This window comes from Coprobacillus cateniformis (genome assembly GCF_009767585.1).
In the GTDB taxonomy this organism is placed as follows: domain Bacteria; phylum Bacillota_I; class Bacilli_A; order Erysipelotrichales; family Coprobacillaceae; genus Coprobacillus; species Coprobacillus cateniformis.
Genome location: NZ_WSNW01000001.1, coordinates 1,289,785 through 1,307,196, shown reverse-complemented (window position 1 = coordinate 1,307,196; position 17,412 = coordinate 1,289,785). Strand labels below are relative to the sequence as shown.

The 17,412-nt window shown below is 30.0% G+C and carries 13 protein-coding genes and 1 other annotated feature; of the genes, 11 read left to right on the top strand and 2 right to left on the bottom strand.

The annotated features are described in order from the left end of the window. Positions 1–48: 48 nt before the first annotated feature. Positions 49–2,847: an ABC transporter ATP-binding protein/permease gene (locus GQF29_RS06690; RefSeq protein ID WP_008789302.1), complete on the bottom strand. Its 2,799-nt coding sequence runs from the start codon at positions 2,845–2,847 to the stop codon at positions 49–51. A gap of 171 nt (positions 2,848–3,018) precedes the next feature. Here GQF29_RS06690 and GQF29_RS06685 point away from each other — a divergent pair, with 171 nt between their 5' ends. Together GQF29_RS06685 and GQF29_RS06680 are read left to right on the top strand one after the other, a co-directional pair. Next, positions 3,019–4,341: a PTS sugar transporter subunit IIC gene (locus GQF29_RS06685; protein ID WP_008789303.1), complete on the top strand. Its 1,323-nt coding sequence runs from the start codon at positions 3,019–3,021 to the stop codon at positions 4,339–4,341. Between the two features lie 37 nt (positions 4,342–4,378). Further along, positions 4,379–5,176 (top strand): Nif3-like dinuclear metal center hexameric protein, encoded by a 798-nt coding sequence (locus GQF29_RS06680; protein ID WP_008789304.1) that lies wholly within the window; start codon positions 4,379–4,381, stop codon positions 5,174–5,176. Positions 5,177–5,188: 12 nt separating this feature from the next. Here the strand turns inward: GQF29_RS06680 and GQF29_RS06675 are convergent, their stop codons facing one another. After that, positions 5,189–5,977 (bottom strand): MurR/RpiR family transcriptional regulator, encoded by a 789-nt coding sequence (locus GQF29_RS06675; RefSeq protein WP_008789305.1) that lies wholly within the window; start codon positions 5,975–5,977, stop codon positions 5,189–5,191. A gap of 466 nt (positions 5,978–6,443) precedes the next feature. On the opposite strand from GQF29_RS06675, the gene dusB reads away from it, so the two are divergent. From dusB to GQF29_RS06630, 9 genes are all read left to right on the top strand, one after another. Continuing rightward, complete coding sequence (gene dusB, locus GQF29_RS06670) at positions 6,444–7,451, top strand: tRNA dihydrouridine synthase DusB (RefSeq protein ID WP_008789306.1); 1,008 nt, start codon at positions 6,444–6,446, stop codon at positions 7,449–7,451. A gap of 158 nt (positions 7,452–7,609) precedes the next feature. Continuing rightward, entirely contained in the window at positions 7,610–8,452 is an 843-nt protein-coding gene (gene licT, locus GQF29_RS06665) for a BglG family transcription antiterminator LicT (RefSeq protein WP_054689502.1), read from the top strand. Between the two features lie 105 nt (positions 8,453–8,557). Then, complete coding sequence (locus GQF29_RS06660) at positions 8,558–10,408, top strand: beta-glucoside-specific PTS transporter subunit IIABC (protein WP_008789308.1); 1,851 nt, start codon at positions 8,558–8,560, stop codon at positions 10,406–10,408. 11 nt (positions 10,409–10,419) lie between these two features. Continuing rightward, positions 10,420–11,256: a PHP domain-containing protein gene (locus GQF29_RS06655; RefSeq protein ID WP_008789309.1), complete on the top strand. Its 837-nt coding sequence runs from the start codon at positions 10,420–10,422 to the stop codon at positions 11,254–11,256. Continuing rightward, positions 11,253–12,011: a tyrosine-protein phosphatase gene (locus tag GQF29_RS06650; protein WP_008789310.1), complete on the top strand. Its 759-nt coding sequence runs from the start codon at positions 11,253–11,255 to the stop codon at positions 12,009–12,011. The genes GQF29_RS06655 and GQF29_RS06650 overlap by 4 nt, the downstream gene beginning before the upstream one ends. Positions 12,012–12,014: 3 nt before the next feature. Further along, the gene (locus GQF29_RS06645) at positions 12,015–12,683 is read left to right on the top strand and encodes an MgtC/SapB family protein (protein WP_054689500.1); all 669 of its coding nucleotides are present in this window, start codon (positions 12,015–12,017) and stop codon (positions 12,681–12,683) included. An 80-nt stretch (positions 12,684–12,763) separates the two neighbouring features. Continuing rightward, positions 12,764–12,995 (top strand) — a binding site (T-box leader). Positions 12,996–13,031: 36 nt separating this feature from the next. After that, positions 13,032–14,522: a lysine--tRNA ligase gene (gene lysS, locus GQF29_RS06640; protein WP_054689517.1), complete on the top strand. Its 1,491-nt coding sequence runs from the start codon at positions 13,032–13,034 to the stop codon at positions 14,520–14,522. 321 nt (positions 14,523–14,843) lie between these two features. Then, a complete protein-coding gene (locus GQF29_RS06635) occupies positions 14,844–16,520 on the top strand; it encodes an AAA family ATPase (RefSeq protein WP_160340769.1) in 1,677 nt (558 codons plus the stop codon). Positions 16,521–16,540: 20 nt separating this feature from the next. Next, positions 16,541–17,359, top strand: coding sequence for a DNA adenine methylase (locus tag GQF29_RS06630; RefSeq protein WP_160340768.1), 819 nt, complete (start codon positions 16,541–16,543; stop codon positions 17,357–17,359). Positions 17,360–17,412: the final 53 nt, after the last annotated feature.

Genomic DNA, 17,412 nt, shown 5'->3' with positions numbered 1-17,412 from the left:
TTTTTAATGAAAAAGAGCCAATTATGAATAATTGACCCTCCATTTATATTACTTTCTATCTTTAATTGCATCAATTGGCTTTTTCTTAGATATCTTATAAACTGGAATAGCTGATGCTATACAAGCAACCGCAATAGAAATCATAAGAAGTAATACAATTTGTAACAATCCAAAATTAAGAATTGTCACAAGCACCCCAAATTCATTTCTAATATATTGATTGATTAAAGTGACTCCAGCAAAACATGCAATAACTGAGAGTATCCAGTTAATAACTGCAATCATCAAACTTTCATTTAAGAATATTTTAAGAACATCTATACCACGTGCTCCCACTGCCCTTAAAATACCTATTTCACGTTTTTTATTAGCAATACTTGTGGCAATGAAATTACAGAACATGATGGAAGCAAAGACCGCAAAGCCAATTCCTATATAAAAGAATACATTTTCTAAAGTAGATATAACTGAATTGACAGAAGATAACATAGGCATGACCTGATTATTAAGAACATAACTTGATTGATCTATGTTATCATTATATGTGTATGAAATGATATCTTTTAACATCTCATCATCAACCATAGGAGCAATAAGGCATTCAGAGTAACCATCAGTTTTAAGATTGTATTTTTGGATGAGAGTATCTTTTAAAACAAAACTGTGACTTTCTTCATGAGACAAATCAATATAGACACCTGCAATTTTATCAATGATATTTTCTAAGTATGTGTCAGAAGAGATAGATAATTTGATTTTAGAATTAACAATCTGAGACTCATATTTTTTTACTGCCTCTTTAATGATACGCATCATTTCTTTTTCATTTGAAGAATTAGTTATATTTTGATTCACATAATCTTGAATTGTTGTATTACCAAAACGTATATTCTTAATCGTTTGATAATTGACATAGAAACTACCACCATTATTAAAATCTATAAGTTGATCTTTATTGATGTCATCATATCGATAGAAAGATTCAGGATTGTAGTAATTATCTTCATAATTAATATCCATATATCTTCCATTTGTTTGCGTTACATAAACATTGTAATTATCAATAGCATCCTGTAAACGAGAATCGCTTACATAGCCTAAGCAATGATAACTGTTATATAATAAAGTTTGTAGTTCAGTAGATAAATAGTATTGAGAGAAATTCTGCTCCTTATCTTCCTTAAGGCTTTCATATCTAGATAAATCAATATGTGTATCTAAAATACCAGAGATTCTAAAATTAATCTCTTTATCATTTACAGTTAATTTTAATATTCTTCCTATCAAATCTTCTGATGATTGAATATTATTATGATTTGTATTTCCTTTTGCATCAGTTATTTGATATCCCAATTGTTTAAAAGTATTTGCTAGAAATTCAGTTATAACAATTTCAGTATCATTTTGTGGTAGACGGCCTTTGAAAGTAAATTGATTGGCCTTAATCATTTCATTATCAATTTGTGCTAATGCAGAGAATGAAGTTTGATAAAACATTTGTTCATTATTTCCAGATAACTTAGCTATTTTCTCAATATGTTGTGTAACATCTAAACTTGTTGAAACATTACTAGAAAATGTATTTGTAAAATGAAGCGTTGGATATTTCTTTTGAAGATTTTGATAATCTTCTTTCTTAAGTTTTGTAGGTGCCTCATAAGTGTAATTTTCAGTACCCATTTTTTCTGTTTTTCCAATTGAAATATAATTAACTTGGCTATCCTTCATGGAGTGAAATGTTGTTGTCTCTTTGTTGTATTGAGAAAGCGTATTCGTAAATCCAAAGAGAGTAAAAGAAGATACAGATAGCATTATCGTTATAAATAATCGAAATGGTTTTAATTTCAGATTAGATAATGCTATCTTCATAGAACTTTTAAAAGGTAGTTTTGATTTGATAAAGGATATCGTTTTGGATGCATAATCTTTCATATTGAGATGTTTTTTAGAAGTTTTATGAAAAACTTCTAAATTTCCACTATCATCAATATGGTTAGTTTTCTTAATCTCTTTGTTTGTATTTTGATTAAATGATATAACAGTTTCACCATCATGTGTCTTTAATCTATTGACAATTTCCTGAATATCTTCATCTGTCAATTGTTTCGAGTTCTCTATATTTATGAATTCATCTTCTAAAATAGAAATACCATTATTGATTTTTTTTGGAGCAATACTTTCCTTACTTGTATCACTAATGATTTTTCCATCTGCTAATTCAATAATACGATCAGCATAATATTTAGCAAATTCTTTATCATGTGAAACAATTAAAACGAGTTTGTTTTTAGATAGTTTTTTAAGGGTATCAAAGACCTGTTTTCCTGTATGACTATCAAGTGCACCAGTTGGTTCATCAGCCATAATAATTTCAGGATTCTTAATCAATGCTCTGGCAATTGCGACTCTTTGCAATTGACCACCTGATAACTCATTAGGTTTACGATCTTCAAGTCCTTGCAAATCAACTTCTTCAAGAATGCTTTGGATAACAGTTTGTTCAACTTTCTTACCCTGAAGCTGTAAAGCCAGTTCAATGTTTTCTTTCACAGTAAAGTTATCCATAACATTGTACTCTTGAAAAATAAATCCTATGAAAGTATTTCTATAAGAATCAAAGTCACTCTGTTTAAAATTCTGACTCGATTTCCCACAAATAATAATTTCACCTTCATTAAATTGATCTAACCCTCCTAAAACATTTAAAAGAGTAGACTTTCCACTTCCACTTTTACCTAAAATAAAAACCATACCTTTGTCTTGAATTTCAAGATTTATATCGTTAAGAGCATGGACTTCAACATTTTTAGATTTATATATCTTAGATAAATGCTTAATTTGTAACATTATTATCACCTCTACTCCATTATAGCAAATGGATAAGTAAAAAATAGTAAGAAAATCTTAAGAATTTATAAATATCTATAAGAATATTCCCGATATCAATATATCATATTGACACTTTTTCTCAGAGAGGGTATAATACTTGTGTAAACACTTACAGAGGGGAGAAAAAATATGGATAAATTAAAAGTGTTTTTCGACAAGTTTCAAAATGTTATGGAAGAGAAAGTTGTTCCAGTTGCAACGAGGATTGCATCTCAAAAGCATTTATCTGCTTTGAGGGATGGATTGACTATTCTTATTCCGTTTACAGTCATTGGTGGGATATCATTAATGATTGCAAATCCACCTGTGGATTTAGAGGTGATGAAACCAACAAACTTCTTTTTTCAGTTTATGATTATGTGGAAGAATTGGGCTACTGATTGGGCAACGTTATTAACGATTCCATTTCATCTAACTATTGGAATTATTTCGGTATATGTTGTTTTAGGTATTTCGTATCGTTTTTCTAAATATTATAAAATGGAAGCTTTACCTAACAGTTTAACAGCATTATTTGTATTTCTATGTGTTGCAGGAGTCCCACAAAGTATCAATGAGGGTTCGTTTATAGATGTGAGTGGTTTAGGAGCTTCTTCAATGTTTGCAGCAATTATTATTGCTTTATTGGTTATTGAAATCAATCATTGGATGATTATAAAAAACTTAAAAATTTCAATGCCTAAAGGTGTACCACCAATGGTTGCTGGACCATTTGAAGTATTATTGCCACTTGTTGTAAATACAATTTTATTTATTGTTTTAGATCAAGTTATTTTCATGATAACAGGAAGTGGCTTAACAAATCTCGTATTCACTATATTTTCACCATTAATATCTGCAACGGCTTCATTACCATCAATGTTATTTATTGTTGTATTAACAGTTGTCTTCTGGTTCTTTGGAATTCATGGGGACAATATGGTGAGTGCCATTACAACACCTATTTTTACAGGTAATTTGGTTGCTAATCTTGATGCATATAATGCAGGAAAAGATATTCCAAATATCATAGCAGGAAACTTTACATTTATATTTGGACTTGCAATTGTCTATTTAGCCATTTTATTTAATATGAATTTTATATGCAAGAATAAAAGATTGCGTTCTTTAGGTAAATTAGCGATTCCATCTTCTTTGTTTAATATTAATGAACCATTGGTATTTGGGGTGCCAACAGTTCTCAATATTTTAACATTTATACCAAGTGTTATATGTATCATAATCAATGTTGCAATAGCATATGGGGCAACATCAGTAGGCTTTATGAATAGAACATGTATGAGTGTACCATGGACATTACCAGCACCACTTTATGCATTTTTATCAACCTTAGATTGGCGTGCTATTGTTGTATGGATAGGATTATTTATCATAAATGTTATTATCTTTATACCATTTATGAAGAGTTATGATAAACAAATGGATATTGAGGAACAAAGTTCAATGGAATAGGTGAATAGCTATTCTTTCAGTGGTAAGGAGAAGAGAAATGAAAATAGCTGAGATAATAAGTTGTCTAGATAAGCAGGGAGAGTGGGTAAATAGATCACTTACTCGAGATAGATTACTGATAGGTGATGATGAACAAGAAGTTAATCAAGTTATTGTATGTTGGGTTGCAACATTTGATATTATAGAAAAGGCAATAAATGCAAAATGTCATTTTATCATTACACATGAAAATCCATTTTATTTAGAATCAACGTTATTACCAACAAATGTGAGAATTGCCCAGCACGAAAAAAAAGCATTATTAGAAAAAAATAATATCGCAGTGTATCGCTGTCATGATTTATGGGATCTTTATCCAGAATATGGTGTCCGAGATCAATGGGCACAATTATTAAAACTGAATTTTGAAGAAGCAGTGCAAGACAGTTTTATTCGTATAGCAACTGATGTCAATATGAGTACTTTACAATTAGCGAAACACATTACAGAGTGTATAGAACCATATTTCCAATATGGCATTCAAATCATTGGAAGTCAAACGAAAAACATTAAGCGTTTGGGGATAGGAACTGGAGCATGTACAAATATATTTGAAATGTGTCAAAAACAAGTTGATGCTTGCTTGGTTAGTGATGATGGAATTGATAATTGGGGAGCAGTTCAATGGGCTGTTGATCATCATATTCCGCTTTTAGTTGTTAATCATATGACAAGTGAAGCAGCAGGGATGAGAGGGTTAAAAGAGTATTTAAATCATCAAATAACAGGAGTAGAGTTTATTTATGAACCAAATACTTATGGAATTTATAATATAGGAAAAGACACTTCATTTTAGTGAGGTGTCTTTTCATTTATGTTCTAGATAGATTCCATAGTAATATGAAATAATTTCTGAGAAGAAATAGAGAGTTGTTCTATTGTCTAATTGATTAAGAACTATTTTATTTTGAAGATTAGAGATACTTGAAGGTAAAATAAATTGAATATCAGCATAATGATTTATAGGTGAATCGTTATTCATTGAGATTATAACAATTTTTGAACCAGCATTCTTAGCAGCTTTTAATAACTTTGAAAAAGTATTGGATGATCCTGTAACAGAAAATATAATTAAGAGATAATCTTGAGTTAAGCAATTCGATAAATAATCAAATTGAACATCATCAACAACTGCATCAAAAAACTTGTTGTGAGAATAGAGAGAATATACTAATTGATTAGCACAAAATGCTGAATTTCCAATTCCTATAGCCTTTACATATGTATAACTATCAATAAGAGAGGCTAATTCTTTTAATTTATCTTCATAATCTAAAAGTCCTAGAGCCTCAATGGTTTGTGCATAAGATGTAGAAATTTGCTGAAGAACAGTTTCTTGATTGTTCGGAATAGGTTGGTCATTATGCGTCTTATTATAGTATTCTTCTACAGCATATTTAAATTCACTATACCCACGATATTCAAGTTTCTTGGCAAATCTTAATATAGCAGATTTGGATGTATGACATAAAACCCCTGCTTCAACAATGGAATTTTTTATAATGATTTGTGGATTATCAAATATCATTGTACAAATTCTTTTTTCAGTAGGTGTTAATGAGGTATAATGAATTGATATCTTTTCTTTAAAGTTCATAAAAACCCTCCTCGTATATAGTTTTATTATACAATAAAAAAAACAATTTGATAATAAGAAAAAATAAGCACGAGGGGCGTGCTTATTTTCTTCTTGGGTTTACCAATATTAGGAATATAACTAATCGATAACTTACATCTATTTTAATGGGGAGGAAAAATAGAGGGGAAAGTGCAAGTTATCTATATATAGATTTACCACTTTTTTAAATTATATACATAAAAAATAAATAAAAATGAAAACTCACGGGAATAAGTTTTCATTTTCGTATTATATAATTCGATAATATAAAGACTTTTAGGGAGAGGGAGGGAGACTTCATATCATCTATGTTATCATGAGAAAAGAATATATTACTTTCTTATATAAATTTTTGTATTTGTATCGCCTCCTATGTATATAATATATCATTCATTTGTCTTTGTTTTATAAAAGAATTATGTTATATTGTGTTATGGTGAATAAAATGAAAATAGGAAATATAGATATAGAAAATAGAATAGTTATGGCTCCAATGGCAGGTATTACAAATGTTGCATTTCGTAAAATTATTAAGGAGTTTGGTGCTGGATTAGTTGTCAGTGAAATGGTGAGTGATAAAGCATTATGTTATGGAAATCAAAAAACAATTGAAATGTTAAAGGTTGATGAAAATGAACATCCGATGAGTATTCAAGTCTTTGGTGGAGATGTTGAATCAATGGTCACTGCAGCCAAGTTTGTTGATGAGAATTCTAATTGTGATATCATTGATATCAATATGGGATGCCCAGTGAATAAAGTGCTCAAGGCACATGCAGGAAGTTATCTTTTGCAATTTCCTGATCTGGTTTATGATATTGTCAAAAGTGTTGTTGAGGCAGTCAGTAAACCAGTCACAGTGAAAATAAGAATAGGGTATGATTTTGATTCGATTAACTGTGTTGAGATTGCGCAACTTATTGAGCGTGCTGGAGCAAGTGCCATTGCAGTTCATGGAAGAACACGTTCACAAATGTATGAGGGGCATGCTGATTGGAGCTGGATTAAAAAGGTCAAAGAGGCAGTTTCCATTCCAGTTATTGGTAATGGAGATGTTAAAACTGCCAAAGATGCCAAAAGAATGTTAGAAGAAACTGGCTGTGATGCTGTTATGGTAGGGCGTGCAGCACTTGGAAATCCTTGGGTGATTAAGCAAATGGTTGAATATGTTGAACATGATATTTTATTAGGTGATCCAACTGCTGATGAAAGAATAGATCAATGTTTAAAACATGCACAAAGACTTATTCCAGTTGAGGGTGAAAAAAACGCAATTCGGCAAATGAGAGGACATGCACCTTGGTATATTAAGGGCTTAAAATCAGCGAGTGTTATTAAGAATTATTTATCTAAAGTGGATACATACCAACAGATGCAAGAAATTTTAGAAGCTTATCGTCATTATCTCAATACTGGTGATAAATCAGTATTTAATTATTTTACAGAAAATTAACGTTTTCATGTCTGTGAAAGCGTTGACACAAAAAAAGAGAAGTGCTATGATAATTATGTAATATATGGATTGTTAGAGCACAAATTGAGGCTACACAAAACCTGTTTACAGATGTTTTTAATCTGCGAACAGGTTTTTTCTATGAGGGAGGGATAAACATGATTATTAAAAAGATTCTTAATAACAATGTTGTTGTGACAACAAATGATAATAAAGAGGAAATTATTGTTATGGGAAAAGGTTTGGCTTATGGTAAGAAAACAGGTGATGTTATCGATACTGGAAAGATTAATAAAACATTTGAAATGAGTTTGAAACCAAGTCAAAGAAAAATGATAAACATGTTAAAAGACATTCCTATTGAATATATGGAAATATCAGATCAAGTGATTCAAAAAGCGAAAAGAGAATTAAATAATGATATAGATGATTCTTTATATATTAGTTTAACTGACCATATTCATACAAGTATTGAAAGGTATCGTGAAGGAATTCTTTTGAAAAATCAACTTTTATTAGAAATTAAACATTTTTATAAGAAAGAATTTGAATTAGGATTATGGACTTTATCTCTGATTGAAGAAAAATATAATATTCAGATGGATGATAATGAAGCTGGTTTTATAGCATTACATATTGTAAGTAGTGAAGTTGGAAAGAATATTAGTGATGTTTATGAAATAATAGGGTTTATTCAAGGTATTTTAGAATTGGTAAAGAATTATTTTGGGAGAGATTTTAATGAAGATTCTTTATCTTATTATCGTTTTGTCACACATTTGAAGTTTTTTGGATTGCGTGTTTTTAATCAGGCAAAGCATATCCAAGATGATTCTTTAAATAATGATCTCTTAGAAATTATGAAAGAAAAATATGTACAACCTTATTTATGTGCATTAGAAATCAAATCTTTGATTGAAAGAAAATATGATTACTGTTTAGAGGATGAAGAGGTTTTGTTTTTAACAATACATGTTGCTAAAATCGTTTCTAATAAGTGAGGTGAAATAATAAAGAAATGGTTTGCATATATACAGTTGGATGGTGACATTAAGTTGGCCAAACCTTCATGAATTGAAGTTTTCAAGAAAATGGAGGATAAGAAAATGAAATATGAAAAACTTTCAAAAGAAATTATTGAAGCTGTTGGAGGAAAAGATAATATTATTTCTTTACAGCATTGTATGACACGTTTAAGATTCACATTAAAGGATGAATCGCAAGCTGATGATGAAAAGATTAAAGGGATTGATGGGGTATTATCATTGATTAAAAAAGGTGGTCAATATCAAATTATTATTGGTACACATGTACATGATGTTTATTTAGATGTTTGTAAAATTGCAGATATTTCAGATGAACAAGAAATCAAAGAAAAACCTAAAAAGAAGAATATTTTTAATTCTATGTTCTCAGCAATCATTGGTGCTATTGGACCAATAATTCCAATACTTGTAGGAACTGGACTTGGAAAGTGTATCTTATTATTTATTTCAACAATGGGATGGGCAAGTGCTGAAACATCAATGACTTTCTATGTTTTTAGTTTTGTCTTTGATGCAGGATTTACATTCTTGCCAGTATTTGTTGCTGTTGCTGCTGCTAAACATTTTAAATGTAATATGTTTATGGCGGCATTGTTGGGTTGCGCATTGGTACATCCAAACTGGAATGCCATTGTTTCGTCTACTGATCCAAAATTCATTGGACAAATGTTTGGTGTGTTACCACTTTATGGTATGCCATATACATCTTCACTTATCCCAGCATTATTAATGGTTTGGGTTATGAGTAAAGTTGAATTCACATTAAATAGATATTTACCAGAACTCTTAAAAGGAATGTTAACACCTTTATTAACGCTCCTTATTATGACACCATTAACATTTGTTGTCTTAGCACCAGCAATGGGAATTATCTCGATTTATTTAGGTGATGCATTATTGTGGGTTTATAATACATTTGGAATGTTTGCAATAGCAATTATGTGTATTGTTTATCCATGGATGGTAGCAACTGGAATGCATGCGACATTAGCAATCGCTGGTATTCAAATTTTATCACAGTCTGGGTATGACCCATTCTCTAGAACGTTAACATTAACTGCTAATATGGCTCAAGGTGCAGCAGCTTTTGCGTGTGCTATTAAAACAAAAAACAAAGAATTTAGGAATACATGTGTGTCTGCTGGTTTTACAGCATTCTTTGCTGGAATTACTGAACCATGTATCTATGGTGTTTCATTGAGATTAAAAACACCTATGTATGCAGTTATGATAGGAAGTTGTTTGGGCGGTTTATATGCAGGCTTTACAGCTTTAAAAGCATTTGCTTTTATGACACCAAGTGTTATTAACTTCCCTATGTGGATGGGTGGTAATGGAAATGCGAACTTAATAAATGCTATTATTACAATGATTATTTCTGCTGTTGGTACATTTGTAGCAATGCTTGTTATTGGCTTTGAAGATCCTATTGATGAAACAAAACCAAAAGTGAACAATACAATTAATACTGTACAAAGTCCAGTTGAAGGTCATGTTATTGATTTAAATGATGTAAATGATGAAATGTTTTCTGGTGAAGTCTTAGGCAAAGGAATTGCTGTTATACCGCAAGATGGTAAAATATATGCTCCTGCTGATGGGGTGATTTCTGCAACTTTTGAAACAAAACATGCGATTGGGTTAACAACTGATAAGGGTGTTGAGATTTTAATACATATTGGGATTGATACTGTGAAATTGGATGGTAGGCCATTTGTTCAATATGTGACAAAAGGTCAAACTGTTAAACAGGGAGATTTGTTATTGGAAGTAGATTTAACTCAGATTAAAGAAGCAGGATTAGATGCAACAACTATGGTTGTTGTGACAAACTCAAGCAATTATTTAGAGATTATTCCAACACAACAAAAAAATGTTACAAAAAAAGATAGTCTTTTAACGATTATCTAGGAGGTCAATCAATGGTATATGCTGATTTACATGTTCACACAAATCATAGTGATGGGACAAAAGAAATACGTGATGTTTTGATGATGGCTAAAGAAAAAGGAATACAAAGAATTGCAATTACTGATCATGATACAATTGATCATTTAGATGAAGTGAAACGTCTTGGAGAGGAATTAGGCATTCGAACTATTCGGGGTGTAGAAATGAGCTGTTATGATGAGGATGTTGCAAAAAAGATTCATATTATAGGTTTATGGTTGAATGAAAAGGCTCCTCATGTAGAGGCACTCTGTCAAAAAACATTAGCATGTAGAGATGCATATCATCATAAACTGATTGAAAATCTTTCTCAAAAGGGCTATCATATCACTTATGAAGATGCTAAAAAATATTCCCCTTATAACATTGTTTTTAAAATTCATATCTTTTTAGCATTGATGGAAAAATATCCAGAAGAAATGACACCAGAAAAATATCGTGGACTCTTTGCATCAAAAACATCAAAAGAAACTGATTTACAAATGGGTTATATAGATATACAAAAAGGTATAGAAGCTATTCAAAAAGATGGTGGAATTGCCATAATTGCTCATCCATGTGAATATAATAATTATGATGAAATTGAAAAATATGTTGGATATGGATTACAAGGTATAGAAATCTCTCATCCTAGTATGAAAGATGAAGATTATCCTTTAACACAAAAGTATGCAAAAAAGTTTAACTTATTTAAAAGTGGGGGAAGTGATTTCCATGATTCTCGTTTAACACAAATGGGTGATTATGGACTCAATAAACAACAGTTTGAAGAATTAGTGAACCATATGAGAAAGGTAAAAGGATTATGAGGGAATTGAAAATTAGAAATTTTAGAGATGTCAGTGGATATCAAAATCAAGATGGACAAGTCATGAAAAAGAATAAAATTTTTAGAGGTGCTTCATTAGATCAAATCACATTTGATGATGCTTTATACATGGAAAAAGAACTAGGAATTCATTACATTTTAGACTATAGAGATGAAAAAGAATCTTTGATGAGCCAGGATATTGTTTTTCCAAATGCTATTTATGAGCGTATTGCAGCCTTACAAGTGAAGGAAGCAACAGATGAAGGTTTTGATTTTGGTTCTATGTTACAAGGTGAAATGACTTTAGAAAAACTAAAATTTCTATTGAGTTATGTAAGTGAGGGTTATAAGACTATGGCTTTTGATAATCCAGCTTATCATAAACTTTTTGAGTTGTTACTACGAAATGATGGGCATGTTTATTTTCATTGTACAGCTGGAAAAGATCGTACAGGTGTGAGTGCATTTTTAATTATGATGGCTTTAGGTATGAGTGAAGAAGACGGAATTCAAGAATATTTATTATCTAATGAATATTTGAAGGTCTTTAATGAAGCCTTCTGTGATGAATTACAAATACCAGCAGATATGAGAAAATATTGTGAACCATTGTTATATGTTCAAAAAGAGAATATAATGTATACAATCAATTCTATTAAAGAAAGATATTCAGACTATAATGTATTCTTGGAAAAAGAATATGGTATTGATGAAGAAAAGAGGAAATTGCTAAGAAAAATATATTGTGAATAGGAGATGTTAATATTGCCATCTATAGTGATTCATTGGGAATGGTTTTTAAGAATACTCATAGCAGGAATGTGTGGTGCATTTATTGGTTATGAGAGAAGAAATAGGAATAAAGAAGCAGGAATTAGAACACATTCTATTATTGCTTTAGGAGCTGCATTAATTATGATTGTTTCTAAATATGGCTTTCCAGATGTGAATGAATACGATGCTGCACGTATGGCTGCTCAAATTGTCAGTGGTGTTGGTTTTTTGGGAGCTGGTGTTATATTTGTAAGACATGGAACTGTATCAGGATTAACAAGGGCAGCTGGTATGTGGGCAACCGCTGGGGCTGGTTCTTGTATTGGAGCAGGACTATATGATGTTGGGATTATGGCAACATTATGCGTAGCTGGATTACAGTTTATATTCCATAAAGGTATATTTTGTAAATTTACCAATCAAGGTCAAATTATACAAATACAGGTGACCCAAGATTCTTCTGCTCTCGCTGATATTCAACATACCTTAAAAAAACATGGCGTTGCGATTCAGTCAATGAAGGTTGAAGTCATGGATAGAGATACATTATTTATTGAAGTTGATGGTGTCACACCACAATCATTTAGCCGTGAGGAATTGTTAGAAGAAATGATGGATAAAAAATATATGAAAATGTTTAGTTACGCATAAAAAATAGTGATAAATACTTGGAAAACCAAGTTCTTTGCTTGACAAGGACTTGGTTTATTTATATAATACAAAGTGTATAGAAAAAGGCTATGAATAGAGAAGTAATTGTTAAAATGTATGAATAGAGAGTCCTGCTGGTGGAAATGGATGATAACAAAAACAATGAATAAAGACTAGGAGCCGTATTTTGGATCAAAAGTGATAAAATAACGTGTGCCGCGTTACAGGCTAGACTCTGATAGGAGTTGAAAAGGTTGTTATAGTGATATAATGACGAATTAGGGTGGTAACACGATGACTCTCGTCCCTTATGGATGGGAGTTTTTTTATTTGGAAAAGGAGAAGACAATGGAAGAAAGACAGTTTAGTGAACAAGAGTTAGTCAGAAGAGAAAAGTTAGATTTTTTAAGAGAAAGAGGAATTGATCCTTTTGGACAAAGATTCGATGTTACACATTTTTCAAAACAGATTAAAGAGGAATTTGCTGGTAAAACACATGAAGAATTAGAAGAAATGGCAGTCCCTGTTAAAATTGCAGGAAGAATTATGACAAAACGTCGTAAAGGAAAAGTCTGCTTTATGCATATTCAAGATAGAGATGGACAAATTCAAATTTATGTCAGAAAAGATGTTATTGGTGAAGATGAATATGAAGTTTTAATTAAGAGTGATATTGGTGATATTGTTGGTATAGAGGGAACTGTATTTGTAACAAACACTGGTGAATTATCAGTCAAAGTAGCAAAGTTTATTCATTTAACAAAAGCATTACGTCCTTTACCTGAGAAATATCATGGTTTAAGTGATGTTGAAGAAAGATATAGAAGAAGATATGTAGATTTAATTATGAATGAGGAATCAAGAAAGATTGCTTTTGCAAGACCTAAGATTATTCGTTCAATTCAAAATTTCTTAGATAGTCAAGGTTATGTTGAAGTGGAAACTCCAGTCTTGAATCCTATTTTAGGAGGAGCGGCTGCAAGACCATTTACTACTCATCATAATGCTTTAGATATGAATTTCTATTTAAGAATTGCAACTGAATTATCATTAAAAAGATTAATTGTTGGTGGAATGGATGCTGTTTATGAAATTGGACGTTTATTTAGAAATGAAGGAATGGATAGAACTCATAATCCTGAATTTACAACAATTGAAGTGTATAAAGCATTCAGTGATTTAGAAGGAATGATGGATTTAACTGAAGGTATTATTTCTAATGCTGCAATGAGTGTTTGTGGTACATATGATTTAGAGTATAAAGGAAACAAGATTTCTTTAGCACCTGGATTTAAACGTATTTCTATGACAGATGCTATTAAGGAACAAACTGGCATTGACTTTGCGAGTGATATGACTTTTGAAGAAGCAAAAGCTTTAGCTGAAGAAAGACATATTGAAGTTGAAAATCATTTTGGTTATGGTCATATTATTAATGCTTTCTTTGAGGAATATGTAGAAGAGACAATTGTTGAACCTACTTTTGTGTATGGTCATCCAATTGAAATTTCTCCACTTGCTAAGAAGAATTTAGAAGATCCACGTTTTACACAACGTTTTGAATTATTCATTTGTGGAAATGAATATGCAAATGCATTTACAGAATTAAATGATCCTATTGATCAATATGAAAGATTCTCTAATCAGTTAAAAGAAAAAGAATTAGGTAATGATGAAGCCAATGAAATGGATTTAGATTATGTAGAAGCATTGGAATATGGATTGCCACCAACAGGTGGAATGGGTATGGGTATTGATAGACTTGTGATGTTATTAACTGGTCAAGAATCTATCCAAGAAGTTATCTTATTCCCTCAGATGAAACCAAGAAATAAATAGTGATGAAATCAAGATAATTTGAATTATCTAAGTCAAATGAATAATAAAAATTAAAAGCATAACTTAAACCATAATCTCTTTTATAAGTGGAATGATATCTAGTTTATTGTTATGCTTTTTTTGTTATAATGAAAGTTATTTTTATGGTAAGTGGCATACAACTGGCATACATCATATTAAAGGAATGGTATTGAGATATATTATAAATTTCAATAAACCGTTTAGCAATTTAGTTGTTTTGATATTATAAGTTACTAATGACATTTTATTTAGTAAAATGTATAATATAATTACATTTTGTATGGATAGGAGATAAGTAAGATGATAGTAAAAAGTGTTGAAATTAATAAATTTAGATCATTCGATAATCAATCATTTAAAATGGGCAAATATATAACTGCACTTGCCGGAAAAAATGCAACACAAAAAACAACTCTATTAGGGATGATTGGGCAACCATTTACTATATCTCAAAAAGATCATCCATTATATGGATGTCAAACTATTGATGGCTATAATTTTAGATCACAATTCAAAGATAAATTTAAGTTGTCACAAACATTTGATTTAGCTGGAATGCATAATTGGACATTAAATTTTTATAATAACAACTATTATAATAATAATAAATTGGAGTTAAAAAGCATTCCTAGACCATTAAAATCCAATCCTAATGCTATTAGATTTTGGAATGCAGAGAGTAAATCGAAAGGTTCAGGATATGTACAACTTCCTGTGTATTTTTTAAGTCTTTCTAGATTGTTTCCAATAGGAGAATCAGGTAAAACTAAATCTATAGATATTAAATTATCTATAGAAGAAAATGATTATTTTATTGAAAATTATAGAAAAATTTTATCAATTCAATCACAAAATAATGCAAATGCTGTAATGGAAAAAGCAGATACTAAGAAAAATTTTGTTGGTATAAATGACGATGTTCATGATGTTTTTACAAATTCTGCGGGTGAAAGTAATATAGGTAAAATTATTTTAGCAGTATTATCGTTTAAGAGATTAAAAAATCAATTTGGTACTAACTATAAAGGTGGAATGTTATTAATTGATGAATTAGATGCAACTTTATATGGCTATTCGCAAATTAAGTTAATTGAGTATCTGTATCAAAGTGCTAAAGAATTAAAAATTCAAATAGTATTTACAACACATTCTCCTTTGATTCTTGAAAAAGTTGGTCTTTTACAAAAACAAGAAAAGAAAGATGCACAGCAAAGGGGAATAAATACTAATATCCCTGACTATAATTACAATAGTGAGATTGTATATCTAAAACCAGATTATAAAAAGAATCTTGAAGGAGCTATTGTAAGAAAAGTGAAATGTGAAAACATAAGAAGTGTAAAAGAACTTAAAAAGATTTTAAATGATATTAATTTAGAACCAACATTAATTAGTCAGGATTTGCATGTCTATGTCGAAGATGAGAGAGCAAAAAGTTTTTTAGAGTTTTTATTAAAAAACTATTTAAAAGTTAATATTAATAATTATTTGAATATTATTGATGTCGATTTAGGATATACTAATTATCTTCAGTTATATTCCAAAAAAATACCAGAATTCTTGAATAGTGTGATTATATTAGATCATGATGTGTTAGTCAAGGCTAGTAATAGTCAAAAACAAATAATAGTTCAAAGTAATAATATTATTCTTTTACCTGATGATGTTGAAAGAGGTATGTTTGACTTGTTAAAAGATCCAACAGTCTATTCCCATTTTGAAAATGAATTAGAAGGAATACAGATGGATTATGACACATGTTTTAGGGATTTTCCGCTTGATAAATATCAATCATTAGAATATAAGCAATGGTTCAAATATATTGAGAATATAGTGAAAGATGTAAATATTTTATTTAAATTTTGGCTTAATTATAATATAGAGAATGCAAATCAATTCATTAATCAATTTATTGATAGCTACAATTATTTAGCTGATAAATTTAATTATGATAATTTAAACTTGCCTATTGAATAAACTAAAAAGGAGGGGTATGTATGGCTAATTTTTCTCCTTTGCGTTATCCTGGTGGAAAGGGAAAAATGTATAATCAAACTGTGAAAATACTTAAGGAAAATAATTTAATAGGATGTACGTATATTGAACCATTTGCAGGAGGAGCAAACTTGGCTTTAAATCTACTATTTAAAGGACAAGTAAAAAAAATAATTTTAAATGATTATGATTTGGCCATATATGCATTTTGGTATTCTATCTTAAATCACGCTCCAGAATTTATTGAAATGATTAAGAATGTAGATGTTTCGTTAAAAGAGCGAGAAAAACAAAAAGAAATATATGTCAATGAAAAAAAAGATTTATTAAAGTTAGGATTTGCTACTTTTTATTTAAATAGGACAAATAGATCTGGCATTATTAAAGGTGGACCTATCGGTGGAAAAAATCAAAATTCTAAATATTTAATTGATTGCAGATTTAACAAAGAAGATTTAATAAAAAGAATAGAAAAAATCTATAGCGAAAGAAAAAAAATCAAAATATATAATCAAGATGCAATGATCTTTTTAAAAAGAAAGTTTAAGCCTGATTCGTTTTTATTTATAGATCCTCCATATTATAATAAAGGTGCAGAATTATACGAGAACTCGTTTACTCCTACAGGCCATAAAAGGATTTCTAAAAGAATTAAAAAACTTTCAGTTCCATGGGTATTAACATATGATTGTGTAGATGAAATAATAGATATGTATTCATTTTGTAAAGGCAAAGAATATGAGTTATCTTATACTGTTCAACATAAGAAAATAGGAAACGAAATAATGTTTTATAGAGATAATTTAATTATTGATTTTTGATAATAAAGAAAAAGCATATTAAAAGTAATAATCTACTATTTAATATGCTTTTT